20 protein-coding genes are annotated in these 23,853 nt (G+C 61.2%); 10 read left to right on the top strand and 10 right to left on the bottom strand.

Features of this window, described 5'->3' with window-relative positions:
* The first annotated feature begins 149 nt into the window (after positions 1-149).
* Positions 150-3,797 (top strand): hypothetical protein, encoded by a 3,648-nt coding sequence (locus CAF90_RS26290; protein WP_085608982.1) that lies wholly within the window; start codon positions 150-152, stop codon positions 3,795-3,797.
* A gap of 53 nt (positions 3,798-3,850) precedes the next feature.
* Here the strand turns inward: CAF90_RS26290 and CAF90_RS26295 are convergent, their stop codons facing one another.
* Positions 3,851-4,438, bottom strand: a complete 588-nt coding sequence (locus CAF90_RS26295; RefSeq protein WP_085608983.1) for a LysE family translocator — start codon at positions 4,436-4,438, stop codon at positions 3,851-3,853.
* Between the two features lie 142 nt (positions 4,439-4,580).
* Here CAF90_RS26295 and CAF90_RS26300 point away from each other — a divergent pair, with 142 nt between their 5' ends.
* Positions 4,581-5,336: a type 1 glutamine amidotransferase domain-containing protein gene (locus CAF90_RS26300; protein ID WP_085608984.1), complete on the top strand. Its 756-nt coding sequence runs from the start codon at positions 4,581-4,583 to the stop codon at positions 5,334-5,336.
* A 9-nt stretch (positions 5,337-5,345) separates the two neighbouring features.
* Here CAF90_RS26300 and CAF90_RS26305 read toward each other — a convergent pair whose 3' ends face one another.
* Both CAF90_RS26305 and CAF90_RS26310 read right to left on the bottom strand, forming a co-directional pair.
* Positions 5,346-7,583, bottom strand: a complete 2,238-nt coding sequence (locus CAF90_RS26305; RefSeq protein WP_085608985.1) for an ATP-binding protein — start codon at positions 7,581-7,583, stop codon at positions 5,346-5,348.
* Positions 7,580-8,185 carry a biliverdin-producing heme oxygenase gene (locus tag CAF90_RS26310; protein ID WP_085608986.1) on the bottom strand — a complete coding sequence of 202 codons (606 nt, stop codon included), beginning with the start codon at positions 8,183-8,185 and terminating at the stop codon, positions 7,580-7,582. Before CAF90_RS26310 ends, CAF90_RS26305 begins: the two co-directional genes overlap by 4 nt.
* A 275-nt stretch (positions 8,186-8,460) precedes the next feature.
* Between CAF90_RS26310 and CAF90_RS26315 the strand changes: the two genes are divergently transcribed.
* Complete coding sequence (locus tag CAF90_RS26315; protein WP_085608987.1) at positions 8,461-9,081, top strand: LysE family translocator; 621 nt, start codon at positions 8,461-8,463, stop codon at positions 9,079-9,081.
* Here the strand turns inward: CAF90_RS26315 and CAF90_RS26320 are convergent.
* Positions 9,078-9,491, bottom strand: coding sequence for a VOC family protein (locus CAF90_RS26320; RefSeq protein WP_039770856.1), 414 nt, complete (start codon positions 9,489-9,491; stop codon positions 9,078-9,080). The genes CAF90_RS26315 and CAF90_RS26320 overlap by 4 nt on opposite strands.
* A 109-nt stretch (positions 9,492-9,600) precedes the next feature.
* Here CAF90_RS26320 and CAF90_RS26325 point away from each other — a divergent pair, with 109 nt between their 5' ends.
* Genes CAF90_RS26325 through CAF90_RS26335 form a run of 3 tightly spaced genes read left to right on the top strand, consistent with a single transcriptional unit; the run spans position 9,601 to position 12,131 of the window.
* Complete coding sequence (locus tag CAF90_RS26325; protein WP_085608988.1) at positions 9,601-10,683, top strand: bifunctional transcriptional activator/DNA repair enzyme AdaA; 1,083 nt, start codon at positions 9,601-9,603, stop codon at positions 10,681-10,683.
* Positions 10,684-10,704: 21 nt separating this feature from the next.
* Positions 10,705-11,502, top strand: coding sequence for an isocitrate lyase/phosphoenolpyruvate mutase family protein (locus CAF90_RS26330; RefSeq protein ID WP_085608989.1), 798 nt, complete (start codon positions 10,705-10,707; stop codon positions 11,500-11,502).
* Positions 11,503-11,504: 2 nt separating this feature from the next.
* Complete coding sequence (locus tag CAF90_RS26335; RefSeq protein WP_085608990.1) at positions 11,505-12,131, top strand: DNA-3-methyladenine glycosylase; 627 nt, start codon at positions 11,505-11,507, stop codon at positions 12,129-12,131.
* Between the two features lie 31 nt (positions 12,132-12,162).
* On the opposite strand, the gene CAF90_RS26340 is transcribed toward CAF90_RS26335, so the two are convergent.
* The 4 genes from CAF90_RS26340 to CAF90_RS26355 all read right to left on the bottom strand — a co-directional run bounded on the left by CAF90_RS26340 (position 12,163) and on the right by CAF90_RS26355 (position 16,911).
* The gene (locus CAF90_RS26340; protein ID WP_085608991.1) at positions 12,163-13,551 is read right to left on the bottom strand and encodes an SET domain-containing protein; all 1,389 of its coding nucleotides are present in this window, start codon (positions 13,549-13,551) and stop codon (positions 12,163-12,165) included.
* A 160-nt stretch (positions 13,552-13,711) separates the two neighbouring features.
* Complete coding sequence (locus CAF90_RS26345; RefSeq protein WP_085608992.1) at positions 13,712-14,809, bottom strand: extracellular solute-binding protein; 1,098 nt, start codon at positions 14,807-14,809, stop codon at positions 13,712-13,714.
* 2 nt (positions 14,810-14,811) lie between these two features.
* Entirely contained in the window at positions 14,812-15,927 is a 1,116-nt protein-coding gene (gene aguA, locus CAF90_RS26350) for an agmatine deiminase (protein WP_085608993.1), read from the bottom strand.
* A 99-nt stretch (positions 15,928-16,026) separates the two neighbouring features.
* On the bottom strand, positions 16,027-16,911 hold the full coding sequence (locus CAF90_RS26355; protein WP_085608994.1) for a LysR substrate-binding domain-containing protein: 885 nt from the start codon (positions 16,909-16,911) through the stop codon (positions 16,027-16,029).
* A gap of 127 nt (positions 16,912-17,038) precedes the next feature.
* On the opposite strand from CAF90_RS26355, the gene CAF90_RS26360 reads away from it, so the two are divergent.
* The 3 genes from CAF90_RS26360 (at position 17,039) to CAF90_RS26370 (ending at position 20,759) form a co-directional block, all read left to right on the top strand.
* On the top strand, positions 17,039-17,527 hold the full coding sequence (locus tag CAF90_RS26360; protein WP_085608995.1) for a GFA family protein: 489 nt from the start codon (positions 17,039-17,041) through the stop codon (positions 17,525-17,527).
* Positions 17,528-17,636: 109 nt separating this feature from the next.
* Positions 17,637-19,847 carry a TonB-dependent siderophore receptor gene (locus tag CAF90_RS26365; RefSeq protein ID WP_085608996.1) on the top strand — a complete coding sequence of 737 codons (2,211 nt, stop codon included), beginning with the start codon at positions 17,637-17,639 and terminating at the stop codon, positions 19,845-19,847.
* A gap of 114 nt (positions 19,848-19,961) precedes the next feature.
* Positions 19,962-20,759: a MipA/OmpV family protein gene (locus CAF90_RS26370; protein WP_085608997.1), complete on the top strand. Its 798-nt coding sequence runs from the start codon at positions 19,962-19,964 to the stop codon at positions 20,757-20,759.
* Positions 20,760-20,765: 6 nt separating this feature from the next.
* Here CAF90_RS26370 and glp read toward each other — a convergent pair whose 3' ends face one another.
* Together glp and moaB are read right to left on the bottom strand one after the other, a co-directional pair.
* A complete protein-coding gene (glp, locus tag CAF90_RS26375; protein WP_085608998.1) occupies positions 20,766-21,971 on the bottom strand; it encodes a gephyrin-like molybdotransferase Glp in 1,206 nt (401 codons plus the stop codon).
* On the bottom strand, positions 21,968-22,507 hold the full coding sequence (gene moaB / locus CAF90_RS26380) for a molybdenum cofactor biosynthesis protein B (protein ID WP_085608999.1): 540 nt from the start codon (positions 22,505-22,507) through the stop codon (positions 21,968-21,970). Before moaB ends, glp begins: the two co-directional genes overlap by 4 nt.
* A 298-nt stretch (positions 22,508-22,805) precedes the next feature.
* Between moaB and CAF90_RS26385 the strand changes: the two genes are divergently transcribed.
* On the top strand, positions 22,806-23,705 hold the full coding sequence (locus CAF90_RS26385; RefSeq protein ID WP_007957027.1) for a LysR family transcriptional regulator: 900 nt from the start codon (positions 22,806-22,808) through the stop codon (positions 23,703-23,705).
* Positions 23,706-23,853 lie beyond the last annotated feature (148 nt).

Consider the following 23,853-nt stretch of genomic DNA (forward strand, 5'->3'; position numbering starts at 1 on the left):
CACCACAAAGAAACACTTCGAACATTAATCCACGCCAACTTTTCGCCTTGGCGCCTTACTCTAAAAACCTGTCTACCGCACAAACACGACAATCAATAAACAACCACCACATTTCATTTATTTCGCTATCAGAGAATGGATTCTGAATCATGAAGCCAATAGACAACTATGCTTACGACTCCAAAAACACACTTCAGAAGAAGACAGTAAGCCAGACCATTACAAACTTTATTGGTGATAAATACGCCATTGAACGTCTTGGCTGGAAATGTAAAGAAATCCTTGTTCCGTGCGTGGAGGACAGCGCGTTCGACCAAATCCACCGCAGCGGCAAAATCTCGCTTTCCATACTTCTGCGCCACGACGATTTTCACTTTGTCCGAGCTCGCCGCAAGATTCCGGAAAACGCGATTTTTCTGCTGAATGAGAATGGCCAGCTCTACTTCAGCCATCGAAACATGGTCTCCAGCAACGACCGGCCCGCTACCCCGTTTGTATCTCCGCAGGAGATCACCGCCGATGTCGCGGGTCTGGCGGATTTCGACGACAACCTTCCGCTATTGGCCAAGGTCGCCGCCTCCAGTGGCGGCTGGATCATTACGGGAGACGAAGTTACGGTCGGCCAGTGGCTGCGTTTCAACGGGCTGCAAGTTCCGGACAACGAACAAGACACCCGCAACCTGCTCGACCTGTTGAACTTCTCGACATTGCCCGAGCCACCGAAGTACGGAAACTATTGGCAACTTCTGGACGCACCCGACGAGTCACCGTTCAACCTTGATGGAAACAACCGGGCAATCATTCTTGATCTGATACAAAGTTGCACGCTGGATTTTGAGGCCATCATCAATGGCCTCGGCAGACGAGTGCAGATTGAAGGCACGCCGGGCGATGTCGCTATAACCAGCACGGACTATCGCCTGCAGCAATTGATCGAAAGTGCGGCGTCCCGGCACGGACAGTACTATCTTGCCAAACTTGGATGGCTCACTGAAGCAGCCGCAAAAAAACAATCGACTGAACTCATGGAGCAACTGGCGGTTGCCGTGATACTGCTTGACCTGGACCCGGCGCTCGATATTGCCAACACCCACTTCGCCGGTTTCGACCTGTATTCCAAAGATTACTTCAAACAGCGTCCGGCCCAGGTTGGAACAGACCTGGAAGTGCATCTGATCAAGAACCTTCACGTCGAACCCTCGCTTGCCCCACTGGTGACGCAGATGATTCTGGCAGGCATGGCGCCGGAGTATCTCTTCACCGACTGGCCGTCCAGCCTGCAGATGGGGACGCCGGCCTGGGTAATCGCTACGCAGGCTGTGCATCTGGTTGAAGCGCTGGTTCCCGGCGCCAGCCGCAAAATGACCTATCAGCATCTGATGGGGTTCAGCCAGTCGACGAAATCACTCGCACCACTGGCGGCTTTGCAGGCCGAGGGCTCGGTGGATCCGGTGGTGACCTGGGCCTGGATGAACGGCCTCATCACGCGAGATGCACAAGGCAATCTCGACGCAAAAGAGATCGAGCGCGCCACGCTCGAATACGATCAATACATCGCCATGATGCTGGAAGCCGCCGAACGGTTTTCCAGGCCGTTGCCCGATCGCATACAGCTCGCATTGCAAGAATTGAAGTCCCAGGAACGGGATTGTGACCCCGATGAACTGCTGGTCAAACATCGCGGCAGTGGCGGTGGCGCGGGCCGTAAAGTGTCGGTGCTGGACCTGTACATGGGTGACGAGCTTCACACCAAGGACTGGGATCGCCTCAAAGGCACCAGCATCTATAAATCCTTTCCTGAACTGCCTTTTCTGTTTCCCGTTGCCGACCTCTACGAAACCGCGACCTCCAGTCACTTCGACGCCGTTCTCGGTGGGCTGGCGCGCAACATCCAGATCGCCATTTCACAGGTGCTCCCGGAGGATGCAGCGTCCATTGAATACGGGGCGATCGGTGTCTATTGCGTTCAGAAGATGAACTACAAGCCGGCACGAACCAACGGTCGCGGCGCCGTCAGCCCTGCCAGATATATTCCGGGAGAAACCGGGCGTTATGGTGTCATTCTCTGCGTACAACTCGGTTACGCCATCAAATGCTTCGAGCTGTTTGCGCTCCGGATGGAGTGTCGGTACAACCCGGAGCTTGAAGCATTCTTCGAGCCACTGGTTTCCGGAAGCTTCTTCAAGCTCGACACTCGATTCAGCGATCAGGAAGAGCTTGAAAAAGCCCCCGTTGATCTGCAGGCCTACCTGCAAAACGTCGCCCCCAGGGCCAGCATCAAATCCAGAATTCAGGTGCGCAAGATCGGTGTGCTGGAAGCGCCCCGCGAGCGCAGCGATGGCACACCTCTTTATCGCTCTCCTCGCATGGAAATCCTGAGCCGGATGATCGCCGAAAAAAATCCGTACATCACCGAGCAGGAAATCCACCAACTGGGCCTGCAGCAAACCGTACGGGAGAAGGCGATTGAAAAGACCGATGCCATCTTCAATATGATTCTCAACCTGATCATTCCCTTCAAGAGCTGCGTGGAAGGGCTGACTTCCGGGGATCCGAAGAAACACGGTGGCGCAATCTTCGACTGCATTGTCGATGCCGCCGTACTGGCGATGACCATTTTCGCCGCACCTGTGGCAATTGCTGCCGCCGCCAGCAAAGCCGCGAGCATCGCCGGCAAACTGCTGTCGGCCTCGCGGATTCTGGCAAGCGCAGCCCTCAGCCTGTTCAACCCTTTGTCGGGCTTGCCGCAACTGCTCAAGGCCGGAGGCAAATTACTCGGCCGAGGCGTCGCGAAGCTGAGTGGACATGCCCTATCGCTGGCACATCAGGCCAAGCAGCAACTCAGGTTCCTGACCGGCGCAAACAGTTACGACCTGCTCAAAGTGATTGATCACACCGGCTCGGCAACCCACGCGCGGATGTCGCTGGACACGATTTCACATGCTCGGGCGCTGCTGAAAAGCGATGCCATCGAAACCGCTCAACACATCGTCACGCGCTTGAGCGACAAGCACTTCAAGTTGCCCAAAGGGGCTACCGAAACGGAATTGCGCCATCTTGCGAACAACGCTGTGAAGGAAACGGCGTACCAGTCGAAACAGGCAGTTGATCTGGAGTCGCTGATCGGTCGCAAGGCTTTGGAAGAACTGACGGAAGCGTTCATCAAGGGTCACCCCGTTCAGCTCAACGATGCGCGCAGCACGGCACAGGGTTACACCGAAACGCTGGCAGTCCTGTACGAACTCGAGAGCAAAAAAGCCCGATTCATGACGGGCTATCAGCAAGACATTCTGAAACTGGATCTGGGCAAACCACCCTACAACGACGTCATGCCCGATTCGCTGTTCAACCCGCAGGGGTTCACCGATCCTTCACAACGCGCGACCGCCTGGATGTTGAAAGGCTCGACCTCCAACGGCAACGACTTCGAAAACATCCTTGGCGTATTGCGCGAATACACCGCGAACAAGGCCTCCCTGACCGATCCGAACGTGATCAGGGAGATTCATCGCAAACTTGTGCCGGAAGCTGTAGGGCGGGTGCGCGACGCCGGCGCACCGACCAAGTACGGCAGCAGCCCGACCGGATTCGCCTTGCTCGAGCAGCACCTGAAAAACCTGGACCCGAAACATCCGCACTTCGATAAACAAGTGCTGGGGGCTGTGGTCGGTTTTCAGGGATTCGGCGATGGCAACGGCCGTACGGCCAGCGCTTTGTATTCGATCAGCCAACTGCGCGAAAACCGCTTCACGGCCATGCCACCCCATGTGTTCAGGGAGCTCAACGGCATTTTCTAAGGGATTTCGCATGAATTGAACTCAGGTCCGTACTTCGTTTGCCGGAGTACGGATCAGGGCAGCAGCAAATACCCCGCACTCACCGCCAACAGCAGCGCCATCACCCGGTTGAACAAGCGCATCCCGGACGGATTTTGCAGATAACCACGCAAAAACGTCCCGGCATACACCCAGCACCCCACCGACAGATAACAGATCACCAGATACACCGCCGCAAACTGCCACACCAGCCGCGCCTCGCCATCGGCGACAAACGCGCCCATCCCCGCCACGCAGGCCAACCAGGCCTTGGGGTTGAGCCATTGCATCACCGCGCCATACAGCATCGATGGCGCACGTCCCGATTCGCCTGCATTCAACCGGCCGTCATCGGTAGCCAGTTTCCACGCCATGAACAGCAGAAACGCCACCCCGGCCAGTTGCACCACACGGGTCAGCGACGGCCACAGTTTCAGCACTTCATGCAGCCCCAACCCCATTAACACCAATAACAGCACAAACCCCAGCGTCGCTCCGGCTACATGCCGTTGACTGGCGCGAAAGCCGAACTGCGCCCCCGAGCTCAACGCCACGATATTCACCGGCCCCGGGGTAATGGACGCGGCCAGGGCAAACGCCGCCATCGACACAATCAGACTCATCGCACACCTGCTTCAAATCGAGGAACAAGGCGCTCACAGTAACCAGCGCACACCGGGCGGTATTGAAGGAAATTACCCCCGCTCGCGCAGACCCACTACGCTCTGGCTATGCAAACACTTTTGACCAGGAAGTCTGCCCTCGATGATCTTGATTCTGCTGCCCTCTGCCGATTACGACCCCACCGAAAGCAGCGTGCCCTGGCAGGCACTGCGCAACGCGGGCATTGAAGTACGTTTTGCCACACCGCAAGGTTTGCCCGCCCACGCCGATCCACGGCTGGTGGATATCGGCTTCGGCCTGTTGAGTTCGATGCTGATGACACGCAAGGCCGATCTGGACAGTTACAAGCAGATGATCGAGTCCGATGCGTTCAGGCAGCCGCTGGCGTATGCCGATGTCGACACGAACCAATTTGAAGGTCTGTTGATTCCCGGCGGACATGCCAAAGGGATGTGCACGCTGCTGGAGTCCACACAGGCTCAGCAGATCGCCCTGCAATTTTTCAAAGCAGAGAAACCCGTGGCGGCGGTGTGTCATGGCGTGTTGTTGCTGGCGCGCACGCTCGATCCCGACACCGGGCGTTCGGTGTTGTTCGGGCGCAAGGTCACGGCACTGCTCTCTGCAACCATGGAGTTGCCGGCGTGGCTGATGACAGCTGCATGGCTGGGGCGCTACTACCGCACCTACAAGCAGACCGTCGAAGCGGAAGTGAAAACCGCGCTGGCCAGCAAAGCCGACTTCAAACGCGGACCGCTGATCGCCAAACGTGATGGCGCGAATAAACTTCAAACGGGATTTGTGGTGCGCGACGGCCAGCTGCTGACAGCGCGCTGGCCCGGCGATTGCCATCGATTCGCCGCAGAATGGGTGGCCATGTTGCAGGCCACCCAATGCTGATCGGCTTTTTCAGTCCTGACGCGGCACGGTGAAGCGGAACTCACTGCCCTGCCCCGGCTCACTCTCGGCAACGATCCGCCCGCCATGGGCCTCGACGATGCCTTGCGTGATGTACAGGCCCAGCCCGGTGCCGTTCGGATTGCCTTCCTTCACCGTCCAGTAACGGTCGAACACATGCGGCAAGTGATCCTTGGGAATGCCTTCGCCGCTGTCGCGGACCGTGAAGACGATGTCGTCACCAACCGATTTGGCATACACATCGACCGTACCCAGACGCGGAGTGAACTTGATCGCGTTGCCGACCAGATTCGACAGCACCTGAAACAGCCGCTCGGGGTCGGCATGGATGCTCAGATCGGGATCGGCCTCGAAAGAGATGCTGATGTCCTTGTCCAGCGCCAGCGGTGCGAGCAGTGATTGCGCCTCTTCGAACATCTGCGCGACATCGAGTTTCTGCGGCGCGATGGTGTAGCGGCCGGCGTCGATTTTCGAGGTGTCGAGCAAGTCTTCCAGCAGCGTGTTCATGCGCCCGGCGGCTTGCTGCATGGTGTCGATCGCAGTCGAGATGCGCCGCGAAGTGTGCGGCCCGTCCGAGCTGAAAGCCTTTTGCATCATGCCGCACAGCATGGAAATCACGGTCATCGGGTTCCGCAGGTCGTGGGACACCACCGCCACCAACTCATCGCGAGCACGCACCGCTTCCTGTTCACGGCGCACCTGGCGGGCCAAGTCATTTTCCAGCGCCGAGCGACGCAGGTCATTGGCGGCAAACAGATCGCCGTGGCTCCACTTGGTGGAAATCCCGGCCATCTCGACCTTCCAGATTTCGAACGAAGTACGCGGCCGCAGGCGCAGGCCGGCGTCGGAGTTTTCCAGGTCCAGCGGCTTGCGCGGGTCGCCGCTCCAGTTGATGTTCTCTTTGACTTCGGGGCGGAACCACAGCACGCCGTTGTCCACCGGTTTTGGCAGGCTCATGGCGAGCACACCGCTGGCGACCTGCTGATACTGCGCAGCCGGCGGATAGACGCTGGCCAGGTGATGACTGGCAAACACCGGCTCGCCACGCTCCTGCAGCCATTTGTGCAGGGCTCGAATATCTTCCGGCTCCGGGCAGTTGCCGTAACGGTGCAATTGCTTGTCTTCGATGATCGCGATGCCGCCGGCATTGGCCAGCGCCATCAACACTTGCGGCTGGTTGGCCAGGCCATCGAAGACGTTCTGTGGCGAATCGATCATCGCCTGATTGAGCAGCGCCAGCGCCTCGACCTTTTCCTCGCGTTGACGGCTGACTTCCAGCGCTTCCATCGCGCTGATCTGCAACGACAGCACCTGGCCGATGGTCTGGCACGCCGTGCGCAACTCGTGCGGAACATGAAGCGGCTGGCGGTTGCCGCAACTGATCAGGCCCCAGAGCCGGTCGCCCTTGAGCAGCGAAATGCTCATCGAGGACAGTACGCCCATGTTCTTCATGTACTGGCAGTGGATCGGCGACACGCTGCGCAGCGTCGCGAAGCTCAGGTCCAGCGGGGTCTGGGTGTCCGGGCGCAACTTGGGCACCAGCGGCACCGGTTGGTAGTCGGCATTCGGAATGATCCGCAGCCAGTTGGTGCGGTACAGCTCGCGGGCCTGCTCGGGGATGTCGGAGGCCGGGAAAAACAGGCCGTTGAAGACCTCCATCGACGGGTCGGACGCTTCGGCGATGACCTGACCGTGGCCCTCCTCTTCGAAGCGATAGATCAGCACCCGGTCGTAACCGGTCATGGCCTGGATTTCCTTGACGCTGATGTCGTACAGCGCTTGCAGGCTCTGGGCCTTTTGCAGGCGCGCGAGCATCCGCCCCAGGTGGGTTTCAGTGCCGGCGACGTTGCGCGGCTGGAAGTTCTCGACGTGGATTTCCAGTTCCAGGATCAGCACATCCTGATGCCGGTGCAGCAAACCTTCGAACGCTGTGCCGTTGAGGCGAAAGTGCAGCGGCGGCGCATCGGACAAGGCCGGTTGCTGCAAGGCCTCGCGAACCTGCGCGGCATGAGCATCGCCGATCAGGCTTTGCAGTGGCTGGCCGATCAGCTCTTGCGCCGGTCGCGCGAGCAAGGTCTCGACGTTGGCGCTGATCTGGATGATCGAAAGGTCCGGCTCGCTCAGGGTCAGCAGCAAACCGTGCGGCTGGATCGCGCCGGGAAAGCGGATCGGCTCGTCGGCGCAGTTGGCCAGCAACTCTTCAAAGGCTTCTTTGTCTTGCGGGGTCATACCAGAACCTCCTGGCTTTCGAGCCAGCGCTCGAAACAGCTGAATGTAGTGTGGGCGGCCGCCACGACGGCTTCACGCTCGTCGGCGTCCATCGGGCGACTGCCCAGGTATTCGATGAAATCGCGCCAGCGCCGGCCGGTGGCAGCGCCGTAGATGTCCAGAAACGCTGCACCGTTGTCCGCGTCCAGGCTCAGTCGTGCGGCGATTTCCCGGCGCAGGATCTGTCCGCCGAGGGTTGCGCCTTCCAGCACGTACAGCACGCCCAGGCAGGCGGCGGCGGAGTCGATGGCGGGCAACTGGCGGCAGAGCGAAAACGCTCCACCATTCGCGCCCAACGCTTGCAGATCGCGTTGCAGGGTCGGCGCCTTGAGGCGCGAAACCAGATCGAAATCGGCGGGGATCTCGCCGCTGCCCTGCAACGCAGCCTCCAGTGGCTGATAGAAGCCGTAATAGGCGCGCATCAATCGCTCGAAAGCCTGCAGATCAAGGGTGTCGGAGAAGAAAGGAAGGCGTTTTTCCAGAGCAATGTGCAGTTCGGCCGTGCCGGCGCGCAGGTCCTGCAACACCGGTGGTACATGAACCTCGCGGGCCTTTGCTTGCATGTAGTCGCTCGTACAGTGGGCCGCCTGGGGCCATGGGGGAATGGAAAAGCATTGCGCGAAAGCTTACACGGCAATTGTCCTTTCTGACCCGCCAGATGATTTTTTTCTGGCGGATTCATCACCCTGTGACGAATTCAGAGTTGACGGGACGGCAGAAAGTTCGAACGGATTTACGCCCGACCGTCGCTGTACCGCGACTCTGCCGCCTGACTGTACGGTTCAGGCCCGCACGCCCGCGTGATAAAAATACCGCTCCCGTCACCGGAGCCCGCACCATGGATCTCGCCACCCTCTCCCTGTTTCTGCCCGCCTGCTTTGCCTTGAACATGGCGCCGGGGCCGAACAACCTGCTGTCGGTCAGCAACGCCACCCGCTACGGCTATCGTCGCGCCTGCGTGGCCGGGATCGGTCGGTTGCTGGCGTTCGCCGGAATGATCGCCCTCGCGGCGGCGGGGCTGGCGGTGGTGCTGCAAACGTCGGAACTGTTGTTCTACGGGATCAAGATTGTCGGCGCGGGGTATCTGCTGTATCTGGCGTGGCAGCTGTGGCGGGCCAATCCTGCCGCCGAAGACGCGGTGACTGCGCCGGCGAGCGGGCTTCTGGCCCTGGCGCGTCAGGAGTTTTTAGTGGCGGCGGGCAATCCCAAGGCAATTCTTATATTCACCGCTTTTCTGCCGCAATTCGTCGACCCGACCCGCGCCATCACCCCGCAGTTCATGCTGCTGGGCGTGCTGTTCCTGCTGCTGGAATGGATCGCCATCAGCGCCTACGCCTACATGGGCCTGCACATGCGCCGCTGGTTCGCCGAGCCGCGCGGCAAACGGATTTTCAACCGTTGCTGCGCGGGGTTACTGTCGGCGGCGGCTTCGGTGTTGCTGATGGCCAAACGCGCCTAAGCTTCGGACGGGCCTTTGAGTTCGACCTGATTGCCGTCCGGGTCGAAGCAGTACAGCGACAGGCCGTAGCCCTCGGCGCCAAAACGGGTGGCGGCTTTTTCGACGGTCAGGCCGCAGGCTTGCAAATGACTGACCAGTGCCGCTTCATCGAACGGCTCGATGCGCAGGCAGAAGTGATCGACATTGCGCCGCTCGCTGCCGGCAGCGGCGCCACCCTTGCGGCCGATTTCGCCGTCGAGGTCGACCAGATCGATCATCGACGTGCCAGCACGCAGGTGCACCAGGCCGAACTTTTCGTTGCGCTTGACCACTTCGGCACCGAAGACCCGGTCGTAGAAATCAATGCTGCGTTGCAGATCGGCGACGCGCAGCACGATGTGATCGATGTGTTGAATCGTGAACGGTGGCATACCTTCATTTCCCGAGTTGTAGCGACCCGATCACTGTAGTGCAGCGGCCCGAAAATTCACTGTCGATTTTTCGGTGGAGCCATCGAATAACTGGTTTTATCCTCGGCCCATGAACATACAGACCGCTGTCCTGCCCCCTCACGCCGAAATGGTCCGCGCCATGCTCGCAAGCGACACTGCCTATGAAGGCGTGTTCTTCACGGCCGTGAAAACCACCGGGATCTTTTGCCGCCCTACCTGCACGGCGCGCAAGCCGAAACCGGAAAACGTCGAGTTCTTCGCCCACGCTGATGACTGCCTGTCCGCAGGCTATCGCGCCTGTTTGCGCTGTAAACCGCTGGACGCTGCGGCCATCGCCCCGGATTGGGTGCAACGACTGTTGAAAGCCGTCGACGCCGATCCTGAGCTGCGCTGGAGCGATGCGCAGTTGCTCGCCGAGGGCATCGAACCGCTGAAACTGCGGCGCTGGTTCAAACAGCATTTCGGCATGACTTTCCATGCGTGGCTGCGCACCCGGCGGCTCGGTGTGGCATTGGGCGGGATCAAGCAAGGCACGTCCATCGATCACGCGGCGTTCGATTCCGGCTATGAATCCCTCAGCGGTTTTCGCGATGCGTTTCAGAAGTCGTTCCACATCACGCCGGGACGCGCGGCATCCAGCGAGCCGTTGCTGTTCACCCGCCTGACCACGCCGTTGGGGCCGATGATCGCCATGGCAGAACGACGCGGGCTGGTATTGCTGGAGTTTCTCGACCGTCCGGCGCTGACCCGAGAAGTTGAAGAATTGCAGAACCGCTACGGCTACGTGGTCGCACCGGGGCACAACGCGCATTTGCAGCAGATCGAAAACGAGCTGGCGCTGTACTTCGCCGGCAAGCTGAGCGAATTCAGCGTGCCGCTGCACCTGCCCGGCAGCGAGTTTGCCCGGCAAGTCTGGAGCGAACTGCGGCAAATCCCCTACGGCCACACCAGCACTTACGGCACCATCGCCGCACGACTGGGCAAACCCGGCGCCAGTCGCGCGGTGGGTCTGGCCAACGGGCACAATCGGCTCTCGATTGTCGTGCCGTGCCATCGGGTGATCGGTGCGGACGGCTCATTGACCGGCTATGGTGGTGGGCAACCGCGCAAGGCGTTCTTGCTCCGGCTGGAAAACGCCGCCGTGCAGCTCACGCAACCACTGGCTTTCTGAAACCGACAAGAAGGGATCTCGATGAACGCGCTCGACACTCAGTTTCACCAGTTGCACCACGATGGCCTGCTGATCCTGACCAACGTCGCCGACGCCACGGGTGCGCGGCTGGTCGAGCAACTGGGTGGCAAAGCCGTCGCCACCAGCAGCGCCGCTGTCGCCTGGGCCCACGGTTACCCGGACGGCAACACCCTGCCGCTGGAGCGTTTGATCAGCACCGTGGAATCGATTGCCCGAGTCATCAAGGTGCCGTTGAGCGTGGACATCGAGGCCGGTTATTCCGATGACCTCGGCCGGGTTGCTGAAGTGATCGATGCGGTCATCGCGGCAGGCGCGGTCGGGATCAATATCGAAGACGGCAGCGGCACGCCGGAACTGCTGGTGCGCAAGATCGAAGTCGCGCGGCAAGTGGCCGAGAGGCGCAATGTGAAGCTGTTCATCAACGCCCGCACCGACGTTTACCTCAAAGGGCTGGTGCCGGCCGAGGATCGTGTCGCCGAAACCCTGCACCGCGCGGCGCTGTATCAGGCGGCCGGGGCGGATGGATTGTTCGCTGCCGGCGTGACGTCCGCCTACGAAATCGAAGCGATCTGCAAGGGCACGACTTTGCCGGTCAATGTCCTGGGCTTCGCTTGCCTGCCCTCCCCCGAAGAACTGCAAACTCTCGGCGTGCGCCGCTTGAGCGCAGGTTCCGGGATCGCCGAGTTCATGTACGGCGCCATGGGTTCGCTGGTGAAAAGCTTTCTCGCCAGCGGCAAGCTCGACACCCATGACCTCAAGGCCTTCACCTACGGCGAAGTCAACGGTCTGTTGAAGTAACCATGCCCGATCCCTATCAACCGGCCAGCGAGTTTCTGGCCAGCCTCGACGCCGACTGGCAGCGCCACATTGCTGCGGTCGGCCCTTGCCTGCATCAGCCGCATCCCGCGCGTGATCCCTATGAGTCGCTGGTGCGGGCGATTGCCTATCAGCAACTGCACGCCAAGGCGGGCGATGCGATTGTCGGGCGGTTGGTGGGGTTGTTTCCCGGGCAGACGTTTCCACGTCCGGAGCAGATTCTGGCGACGGACTTCGATCAATTGCGCGGTTGTGGGTTTTCGGCGGGCAAGATTGCGACGATTCAGGGGATTGCCCAGGCGACTCTGGACGGTGTGGTGCCGGATTACGCCACGGCGCTGGCGATGGAGGATGAGGCGCTGATCGAGCGGTTGGTCAGCCTGCGCGGGGTTGGGCGCTGGACCGTTGAGATGTTGCTGATTTACAGCCTGGAGCGGCCGGACATTCTGCCGGCGGATGACTTTGGGGTTCGCGAGGGGTATCGGCGGTTGAAGGGGCTGGAGGTGCAGCCTGCGCGCAAGCAGATGGTTGAGATCGGGTTGGACTGGAAGCCGTTTCGGACGGTGGCGGCCTGGTATTTGTGGCGGGTGCCGAAAAGCCCCTCGCTGTAGCCCTCACCCTTCGGGAGAGGGCTTTGGCCCTTTACGGGAAGATCATCTTCATCTCTCTGTCCGAATAGTTGTAGTTCCAGCGCAACTCGGTTCCCGCCGCAATATCCTCCGAGGCAAACAGCGCGTTCAACATGTAGGGCCGGTTGACCAGCCGGTCGCCGATCAGCATGTCCGCTTCGACTTTGAACCCGACGATCTGCACGTTATAGCCGTCCGGCGATTGATGGATCGGTTTGCCGGTGGCGTCGTATTCGAAGTTCGAGTTGATCCGCGAAATGATGTTGTCGCCGATGACCACAACTGGATCTTCAACAAACTTTCCTGGTGTGTAATGCACGCTGAAACCCGCCAGCATGGTGAACGTCTGTTCTTCGCGTCGTACCAGACGCACCGGGCTGAGCGTCCCGCCGTAGAGGCCCAGCGCCTCGCCTTTGCTGATTCGTTTATTGGCGACCACCATGAGTTGTCCGATCAGCGCTTTCTCGCCAGGGACCTTCATGTCGGCCTCGGTAAAGGTGCGCAGCTCGAGTTTCTCTTCGTAGAGCCTCGCGACGTCTTCATAGCCTTCGAACTTGATGTAGGGCTTGATCGGCTCCGAGCGGAAACGCTCCCCGGTGGTCAGTGTGACCAATGTCTCCAGCTTGCGGATCCGCACCGGTCTGCCCAGGGTGTCGCGTAGCGGGTATTTGCCGTTGTTGGCACGGTCGTAGGTGCCCAGGCGATTGCCACGAAAGGAATAGCGCACTTCATCGCGCATGGTCGCCAGTTCCTGATCGGTGTAGGGCTTGACCGGCATCGATTCGGAGGCAAGCTCGAATTCGTCGTCGGCGTCATCCGCACGAGCCCGTCCTTCGTCGCCCTCCGGATGCGGCATGGCCTCCAGTGTCGAGGCGGCTTCGCTTCGCGGGTCGGGGGTGCGAAAACGGTCGGTGGCAAATTCTTCCAGCGGGTGCCAGAGTTTGCCGTCGCTGTCGCGCTCCAGCACCGGGCCGGAAGGATTGAGCTCGCTGGCCAGTCTGGCCCGGTACAAACCGGTTTGCGGGTCGGCGCCGACCTGAACGATGCCCTGACCGGGCAATTCGGCGAACTGACGGCCCTTGAACGTCCTGAAGCCGTCGGCGTCGATGTCTGTCAGCCGGCTCGCCGCCGGGACGTGATACGCCTCCAGCGACGGTTGCCCGACGGTGGGCGCGACCTCCACCACCGGCAGTGCATCGCGAAAGGTGATCGATGACGGAGGGCTGACGACCTCTGCGCCGCTGTGATGGGGCGTCCGTACGCCACTGGATATTGCGGGCGGCTCCGGCAGATTGCCGTGGACACTCGGTCGAATCACCGGCCCCGACACAGAGCCATCGCTGGAAGGTTTCAGATGAACATCGGCCGGGCCCGTGCCCTTGACCGGCGGTTTGATTGGCATGTTTTTCTTCCTTGAAAGTTGGCCACTCCAGATCCTGAAAAGTCAGGAACCGAAATGGCATCCGGCGTCATTGCCGGTTCAGATCCATGGCGAAAAAACTACCAGACTCACCCCCACACGCCCACGTACAAACCGCTTCAAGATGATTCCCGGCCCTCGCTCACAACCCCGACTTCAACCGGCTGAATGCCCGAATCAATGCCCGGTTGAACGCCTTGCCATTGTCATTCTTGCTGTACAGCGAAGCCCTCACCGCCTGCGGTGGATAGGTCCCCGGATCATTGCGAATCGCCGGTTCGATCAAGCCATCCGCCGCTGTGATCGCGTTGGCGTAGTGAATGGTGTCAGTGATCGGCGCAATCACATCGGGCGTCATCAAGTAATCCATCAATGCCAGCCCGGCTTCGGGGTGCGGTGCATCCTTGGGAATGACCATGGCATCGAACCAGATCAGCGTGCCCTCCTTCGGAATCCGGTAATTCAACTTGAACGGTTTTTTCGCCGCTTCGGCCTGACCCGCCGCGATGGCAACGTTGCCATTCCACGACATCGCCACGCAGGTGTTGCCGTTGGCCAGGTCGCTGATGTTCAGGTCATTGTCGAAGTAGCGGATGTACGGGCGGATCTTCGCCAGTTGCTGTTCGGCGAGTTTCAGGTCGTCGAGGCTCTGGTGGTTGATGTCCAGGCCCATGTACTTCATGACTGCCGCGAACACTTCGTTCGGGTCGTTGAGCAGACTCACCCCGCAATCGGCGAATTTCGACACCACCGCCGGATCGAACAACATCGCCCAGCTGTCCCTCGGCGCGTCCGGCAGGCGCTGCTTCACGGCCTCCTCCTGATAGCCGACACCGGTGGTGCCCCAGGCGTAGATCCCGGCGTAGCGATTGCCCGGGTCGAACACCGCCATGTGCTGACGGAACTCATCACCGACCCCGGCAAAGTGCGGAAGCTGCTGCTTGTTCAACGTCTGGATCGCGCCGCTCTCGATGGCCCGCGACAGGTGCTGGCCGGCGGTCAGCACCAGGTCGTAGCCGCTGCGGCCGGTGAGCAGTTTGGTCTCGACGGTTTCCAGTGAATCGAAGTGATCGGCGACCACCCGAATCCCGGTTTTCGCCTCGAAATTCTTCAGGGTATCCGGGGCCAGGTACTCGCCCCAGATGTACAGGTTGACCACCGGTTTCGCCGTTTCGGCAGCCTGCACACACAGGGGTGCAAGCACCAGCAATAACGCTTTACTCAGTTTGTGCAGGCCCATGGTCAGGCTCCTTTTTTCTGGCCGGCGTATTGCGGCATGGTGATGCACGCGACGTTGCCGCCACCGAGCAGGATTTCCCGGGAGTTTTCGATGCCGACGATCTTGTGCTGCGGGAACAGTTCGGCGAGGGTCGCCAGCGCCACCTGATCGTTGCGATCACCGAACAGCGGCACCACGATCGAACTGTTGCCGGCGTAGTAGTTGATGTACGACGCACAGATTTTGGTGCCGGCCTGGCGGGTGTGGGTGCTGTCCTGCTGATCGAGGCCTTCGGCTTCTTCGGCGGTCCACTCCAGCACGTCCGGTTGCGGCAGCTTGTGCACGATCAGTTCGCGGCCACGGCTGTCGCGGGTGCTGCGCAGGATGTCGTAGGCCTCCTGATAGATTTCCCACTGCGGATCGTCGCGGTCGTCGGTCCATTGCAGCACCACTTCGCCGGGGCGCACGAAGCACGCGAGGTCGTCGACATGGCCGTCGGTTTCGTCGAACTTGCAACCGCGCGGCAGCCAGATCACTTGCTCGGCGCCGAGGTAATCGGTCAGCCGGCGGGTCACTTCGTCCTTGCCCAGGTGCTGGTTGCGATTGCGGTTGAGCAGGCATTGCTCGGTGGTGAGGATGCTGCCCTGGCCGTCACTCTGGATGCCGCCGAGTTCGGCAATCAATGGCGCGCGATAACGGTCGAAGCGTTCGATTTCGAGGATCTTGCTGGCGATCTGGTCGTCCTTGTCCCACGGGTAGTAGAGCCCGCCGTCGAGGCCGCCGTAGGCGTTGAACTCGAAGTCGACGCCACGCACTTCACCGCTTTGATCGTTGACCACAAAGCACGGGCCGCTGTCGCGAAACCAGGTGTCGTTGCAGGTCATCTCCACCACCCGCACTTGCGGCGGCAACTGACGGCGGGCGGTGGCGAACTGGGATGCCGAAGCGCAGACCGTCACCGGTTCGCTGTGGGAGATCGCGGTGACGATCTGCACCCAGACTTTCTGTGCAGGCTTGGCGCCGTTGCGCCAGACGTCGGTGCGCTCCGGCCAGCCGAGCCAGCAACCGGACTTGGCTTCGAATTCGCCGGGCAGACGGAAGCCGTCCTGTTTCGGGGTGGAGTCGAGCAAACGTGCCATGGTCAAACCTCGTCATCGGGATGGGAATGACCTCAGGCTACGGTCGCGGGCGGTCGCGCCGCCAACGATGATTATTTCGGAACAGTTGAATTCAACTCATCAATCGGCCAGCTGATCGTTGAACCATTCCAGCATCTGCGCCACCGCCGGGCGCTCCAGCCGCACCCGCTCACAGACCAGCGCGTATTGGCCCAGCGCGGTCATGCTGGAGGTGAACGGGCGCACCAGACGCCCGTTCTGCAAGTCTTCCTGCGCCGTGAGGTTGTCGCCCATCGCCACGCCCTGCCCTTGTGCTGCAGCCTCCAGCGCCAGACCGGCATGGGCAAAATACAACTGTCGTTCCGGGCGCAAATCGCCGGCATGGCTGGTCAGCCACGCGGTCCAGGTCTTGCCGTCCTGGTCGTCGTGCAGCAGGCAATGGCGGGCCAGATCCTTCGGGGTTTTCAGGTTGCCCTGGTTGAACAGACCGGGGCTGCACACCGGGAAGAACTGCAACGCCGGCAACGGGCGGACGAAGTACGCGCTGCTGTCCACCGGGCCGGTGCCGTAGGTGATCGCCAGATCGATGTCTTCGCCGGGCGCGGTGGCGTCGATTGGCTGTTCGTAGAGGTGCAAGGTGATGTGCGGATAACGCGCGTAGAAATCGGTGAGACGGTTCATCAGCCACTTCTGCGCCAGTTCCGCCGTGACCGCCAGCCGCAACACCGCGAGCGAGGATGGATCGCGCAACTCGTCACAGGCATCGCCGATCAGTTCGAAGGCCTGTTGCAGGCTCTGCATCAAGCGCCCGGCGGCGATGGTCGGGCGAATCTGCCGGCCCTCGCGGATGAACAACGACACGCCCAGTTGCTCTTCGAGCTGGCGGATCTGATGGCTGACGGCGCTGTCGGTGACGCACAGCTCGGCGGCGGCGCGACCGAAGTGCGCGTGACGGGCAGCGCATTCGAAGGTTCGCAGGGCGGCCAGGGAAGGTAGTCGGCGCATGGGTTTGGGTCCCGATTTTTTGCGTCCATGCTGACCGGGCTTTTCGCGGGCGTCCATAGCGGCGACACAGGCGCGACATCTCTTCTAGGCTGAACCGCATCAACAAAAGCCCAACCGGAGGCCACTCATGCACCTCGAAGGCTCCTGCCACTGCGGCGCGGTTTCATTCACCCTCGACAGCGCCCACCCCTACCCTTATCAGCGCTGCTACTGCTCAATCTGCCGCAAGACCCAGGGCGGTGGCGGCTTTGCGATCAACCTCGGCGGCGACGCGGCCAGCCTCAAGGTGCGCGGGCGCAAACACATCACGATCTACCACGCGAAAATGAAAGACGAAGGCGATGCCCGCGCCCACCGCAGCACCGCCGAGCGACACGTCTGCTCGCTGTGCGGCAGCGGTCTGTGGCTGTTCAGCCCGGAGTGGCCGGAACTGATCCATCCGTTCGCCTCGGCCATCGACACGCCATTGCCGGTGCCGCCGGAACACACCCATCTGATGCTCGGTTCCAGAGCACCGTGGGTCGAAGTGCAAGCGAGCGCCAGGGATCAGCAATTCGACGTTTACCCCGAAGAGTCCATCGCCCAGTGGCATGAACGCCTTGGCCTGACTCGCTGAGCATTGATTCCGTTTATTTTTCAGACCCCGGTTCCCTTTTGCATCGCTCGTTCGGTTAACCCACCAGAAGCACTTCAACTACCGATCGATTCGATGCAAAGGGATCTCCATGTCGCACGTCCGTTTCCGTTTTGCCTTGCGCCCGCTGGCGCTGGCCGTTGTGAGTTTTGCCGCCACCGCCCACGCCGCTGAAATCACGACGAAAAAAGAAACCCTGCAACTGGGCGCGACCAATATTTCCGCCCAGGGCCTGGGGGCGACCACCGAAGGCACGCAGTCTTACACCACCGGTGCGACGTCCTCGGCCACCGGTCTGCCGCTGTCACTGCGCGAAACGCCGCAATCGGTGACGGTGATCACCCGCCAGCAAATGGACGACCGTGGAGTGCAAAGCATCGGCGATGCGCTGCGCAACACTCCAGGCATCTCGACCCAGAAATACGACAGCGACCGCACCGAGTTTTCCGCTCGTGGTTTTGCAATCACTAATTTTCAGTACGACGGCGTCAACCTGCCCTACGACGGCGTCTACGGCGAGAACCCGAACAACGGCGACGACGCCTCCAGCATCGACCGTGTGGAAGTGATCAAGGGCGCCACCGGCCTGATGACCGGCTCGGGCGATCCGTCAGCCACGGTCAACCTGATCCGCAAGAAGCCGACCAAAGAGTTCAAGGCCTCGATCAGTGGCACTGTCGGTTCGTGGGACGCTTATCGCACGGTGGGCGATATTTCCGGTTCGCTGACCGATTCGGGCAATGTGCGCGGGCGCTTTGTCGGCGCGTATTCGGACAAGAATTCCTATCTCGATCACTACAGCCAGAAGAAGGATCTGTTCTACGGCATCCTCGAAGCCGACCTGACCGACGACACCCTGCTGACCTTCGGCATCGACAAGTCCAGCACCACCCCGCGCGGTACGTCGTGGACCGGCAATCCGGTGTATTTCGCCGACGGCGGCCGCACCGACTTCCCGCGCCACTTCAACAACGGCGCCGACTGGAGCCGTCGCGATTTCGACAACATCACCTACTTCGCCTCGCTGGAACAGGCGCTGGCCAACGACTGGAAGTTCAAGGTCAGCCTCGACCAGAAAACCACCGACCAGGACACTCGACTGGCCTCGGCCAGTGGCGGTAACCCGGATCGCGCCACCGGCGAAGGCATGTTCCTGTACTGGGGCCGCTGGGAAGGTCATCGGGTGCAGAACACCGCTGACGTCAACGTCTCCGGCCCGTTCACCCTCGGCGGCCGCGAGCATGAGCTGATCGCCGGCGTGATGACTTCGCACTCGCGCCAGACCGGTTCGACCTACGACACCAGCGCTTTCGAACTCGTACCGGGCAGCATCTACGACTGGAACGGCGACCTGCCGAAACAGGACTTCCCGAAGAACGGCAAATACGAACGCACCCAAAGCCAGAACGGCGTTTACCTGGCCACCCACCTGCACCCGACCGACGATTTGTCGGTGATCCTCGGCAGCCGCCTGAGCACCTTCAAATACAATGAAGACTACCGTTACAACGCCGGCGCCGGCCTCGACGACACCAACGCCAGCTACAAGGAGCACGGCGTGGTCACGCCATACGCGGGGCTGGTCTATGACCTCGACGACACCTACTCGGTGTACGCCAGCTACACCAGCATCTACCAGCCGCAAACCTACAAGGACATCAACGGCTCGACCCTGGCCCCGGTAGAAGGCGACAGCTATGAAGCCGGTCTGAAAGCGGCGTATTTCGACGGTCGCCTGAACGCCAGCCTGGCGTTCTTCCGCATCGAGCAGGACGGCGTCGCCGAGTCGATCGGCACCAACGCCGTCACCAACGAAGGCATCTACAAAGCCATCGACGGCGCGACTACCAAGGGCGTCGAACTGGAACTGGCCGGTGAACTGGCCGACGGCTGGAACGTCTCCGCCGGCTACACCTACGCCCGCACCCGCGATGCCGACGAACAGCGGATCTACGGCTACCCGCTGTCCACCACCAAACCGGAACACGTGGTGCGCACCTTCACCACCTATCGCCTGCCGGGCATGCTCGACAAGGTCACCGTCGGTGGCGGCATCAGCTGGCAGAGCGCGTTCTACGGCAAGATCTACAGCGCGCCGGCCGGCGATTACACGCGCATCAAACAGGGCGGCTACACCCTGGTCGACCTGATGACCCGCTATCAGTACAACGAGCACCTGAGCTTCACCGTCAACGCCAACAACGTGTTCGACAAGAAGTACCTGACGGGTCTGGGCAACTTCGACACCACGTTCTACGGCGAGCCGCGCAACCTGATGCTGACCACCAAGTGGGATTTCTGATTCAGCGCCAACGGCGGCTTCACAGTCTTTGACAGTTTCCCGACAAAGCTGCCAAAGATTGCCGGCCGCCACCTCACTAGCATGGGCGCATCCAACCTCCCCCTCGGGTGCCCCATGCCGGTTTCGTTACGCACATTTTCGCTGTCCCTGACCTCCCTCTGCCTGCTGCTGCCGGGCGACTCGCTGCGCGCCGAAGACTGGCACGCCACCCTGCGTGCTGGTGCGGCCAGTGCGCCGCGTTACAGCGGCAGTGATGAGCGGGTGGTGGCGCCATTGGTGGGGGTCGAAATCGTCAGCCCTTACGGCGTGTTTCTCGACAGCAGCCGAGGCCTCGGCTGGGGCTTCGACGAAGAGGACTTCGGCCTCAGCGTCTACGTCGGCGCCAGCGACGTGCGCAAGGATCGCAAGACCGGATTCAAAGGCTCGGACGAGCTCAACGGCATGGGCTCGATCAAGTCGCGCCCGGTGATCGGGCTCGACGGGACGTATCACATGGGCCCGATCATTCTCGGCGCGAGTTTCGAACATGCGCTGGAAAAGGACGACGATGACCACGACACCGGCTCGTCCTGGAACCGCCTCAAGCTGAGCATCAGCGCGCCGTTCTACGAAGGGCGTTACGGCAAGGTTACCGGTGGCCTGAACAGCCAGTTCGGCGACAGCAATTACATGCGCACCTGGTACGGCGTCAGCGATGCCCAGGCCTCGCGCAGCCAGTTCCGGGCCTACAACGCCCGAGGTGGCCTGGTCAGTCGCGGTGCGGATCTGACCTGGTCGTTGCCGCTGGATGAGCAATGGAGCGTGTCGACCGTTCTGTCGGTGCAGTACCTGAGCCACGAAGCGGCCGACAGCCCGATTGTCGAACGCCGGTTGCAGACCTCGTTGGCCGGACAAGTGGTCTACATCTTTTGATCGCGCTCAGAACAGCTCGCTGAACGGAATGAAACGCAGCGGGTCGCCAATCTGCAAGGTGCTGTTCTCGGGGATTTCCACCAATCCGTCGGCCCAGGTCGCGCCGAGCAGAACCCCGGAACTCTGGTTCGGATACAGCGCCGCCTGCCCGCCTTCCAGACGCACGCGCAGGTATTCGCGACGGCTGCCGGGTTTCGGCCAGTTGAAGCCGGCGTTGACCGTGAAGCTCAGCGGCATCACCTCTTCCACGCCTTGAATGCGCAGCAGGTACGGGCGCGCCAGCAGGCCGAAGGTCACCAGCGCCGAGGTCGGGTTGCCCGGTAGGCCGATCACCGGCACTGTGCCGAAATGGCCGACCGTCAGCGGTTTGCCGGGTTTGATCGCGAGTTTCCACAGCAGCGGTTTGCCGTTGTCGCGCAGCACCTGGCCGAGGCAGTCGGCATCACCGGCAGACACACCGCCGGTGGTCAGAATCAGGTCGGCCGCCACTTGCAACTGCTCAAGTTTGAGCCGGGTCTGCGCCGGGCGATCGGGAAGAATCCCGGCGTCGATCACTTCGCAACCCAGTTCGCGCAACCAGTGGTCGAGCAAGGTGCGATTGCTGTTGTAGATGCTGCCGGGACGCAGCGGTTGCCCTGGTTCCACCAGCTCATCACCGGTCGACAGCAACGCCACGCGCGGACGACGCACCACCGGCAAATGGGTCATGCCCTGCCCGGCGGCGACGGCCAGTTCGAACGGGCCGAGGCGTTTGCCGGCGCGCAGCAAGGTGTCGCCGACGCGGTTTTCCTGGCCCTGGGCGCGGATGTTCTGGCCGACCTTCAGCGGTTGCAGGAAACGTACGCGACCGTCCTCCAGCACTTCGACATTTTCCTGCATCTCCACGCAATTGGCGCCCATGGGCAACGGCGCGCCGGTGAAAATCCGTGCGCAGGTGCCGGACAGCAAGGCGTCCGGCGCCATCCCGGCATAGACCCGCTGTGACACGCTCAACGGCTGGCGATGCAGGTCGGCAAAGTTGAAGGCGTAGCCGTCCATGGCGCTGTTCGGCCACGGCGGCAGATCGAGGGCGGCGACCAGATCGCTGGCCAGCACGCGTCCGCGCGCTTCATTGAGCGGCACCGATTCACTGTCCGGCAGACGTTGTTCATCGGCCATCGCCAGCAGTTGGTCGAGGGCGTCATCGACCGGCATCAACCCGGGCTTGCTCATCCGCGCGGCCCGCAGGCTTGCACCGGCTTGAGGTGCGGAACGAAGTTGCACGGGCGATGGCGGTTATCCAGTTGCTCGGCGAGGATACCTTCCCACGCGGTGCGGCAGGCGCCGGTGGAACCCGGCAGGCAGCACACCAGCGTGCCGTTGGACAGGCCCGCCAGCGCCCGGCTTTGTACGGTCGAGGTGCCGATGTCGAGAATCGAGATGGCACGGAACAGTTCGCCAAAGCCGTCGATCTGCTTGTCCAGCAGGCAGGCCACGGCTTCCGGGGTGCTGTCACGCCCGGTGAAACCGGTGCCGCCGGTGATCAGCACCACTTGAATGTTGTCGTCGGCGATCCACTGCGCGACCTGGGCGCGGATCTTGTACAGGTCGTCCTTGAGCAGGTTGCGTTCGCTCAAGGTGTGGCCGGCCTCCAGCAGGCGGCTGACCAGCAGCTGGCCGGAGGTGTCGCTGGCGTAATCGCGGGTATCGCTGACCGTCAGCACGGCAATATTCAGGGGAACGAACAAGGCATCCGATTTAACACTCATGGCACTCTCCGGCCGTCGTCAATTCAATGGATGACGAGCCTAAGTGCCGCTTGTGAGGACTGTCTAATCACTCTGGCCGACCACTCTATCGACCTGCTCTATCGGTGAATTTTTTCAGCGCCTCGACCGCAGTCCGGCCCAATGAAACCGGGCGTCATCGAAACCCTCGATAGGCTCTTAAACACTGCCGATTGGACGAAAAAAGCCCTCGATGGGATCGTCGCTTCCTGCGCTTTCCGTGCGCCGTACGCATCTGCGTCAATACTCAATCAAAATTCCTTATCGAGCAGGTGCCGTCGTGGACATCAAACAACTCAAGTTCCTGATCGCGCTGGACGAAACCCGCCACTTCGGCCAGGCCGCCGCGCGCTGCCACATCACCCAGCCGACCCTGTCGATGCGCCTGCGCAATCTGGAAGACGAACTGGATCTGGTGCTGGTCAATCGCGGCCAGCGCTTCGAAGGGTTCACCCAGGCCGGCGAGCGCGTGCTGGCTTGGGCCCGCACGTTGCTGGCCGCCCACGACGGGCTGTTTGCCGAAGCGGCAGCCTGCCGCGGGCAACTGGTCGGTAGCCTGCGCCTGGGGCTGGTGCCGCTGAGCAACTTCAATCCGGTGAATTACATTCAGGGTTTGTCCGGGACTTATCCGGAGCTGAAATACAGTCTGTCGTCGCTGAGTTCGGACGAGATCATCGAAGGTCTGGGCAACAATCAGCTGGACCTGGGCGTGTGTTATCTGGACCACGTCAACCCGAACTATTTCGAGTTTTTCGAGATTGGCGAGACCCGCGTCGGCCTGCTCTACGACACCCGTCACTTCCATTTCGAAGGCCCGGAAATGAGCTGGGAAGACGCCGCCGAACTGCCGCTGGGGATGATCACCACCGGCATGCACTACCGAAAATCCATCGACCTGAGTTTCCGCAGTCGCGGGTTGAATCCGCAGCCGATCATGGAAAGCGATTCGACCTATCAATTGCTGCAGGCGATTCACCAGGGCTTCTGCTGCTCGATCATGCCGCTGGACAGCGGGCTGGAAGAGCCGATCGAGCACCTGGCTTTCATCAACCTGCCGGATGCCAGTGTGCTCGCGCCGCTGGGGCTGGTGATGCGCAAGACCGAACCGCGTTCGGCGATTGCCGAGAAGTGTTTTGCCGAGGCGCGGAAGATGTTCGGGATTGAGGCGCCTGCCGTTTAATTCTTTGCGCTTGAGTCCGCCTTCGTCGGATCGCCGCCCGGAGCAAGCTCGCTTGTATGTTTAGACTTGAAGGGGTGGGCGGGACTAAAAGCTCGATTCCGACTCTAGCCAGTACGGACCGTGGGAGACTTCTCGTCCCGCCCTTTCT

Origin of the sequence: Pseudomonas sp. B37(2017) (assembly GCF_002112885.1) — a bacterium.
GTDB lineage: Bacteria > Pseudomonadota > Gammaproteobacteria > Pseudomonadales > Pseudomonadaceae > Aquipseudomonas > Aquipseudomonas paraglycinae.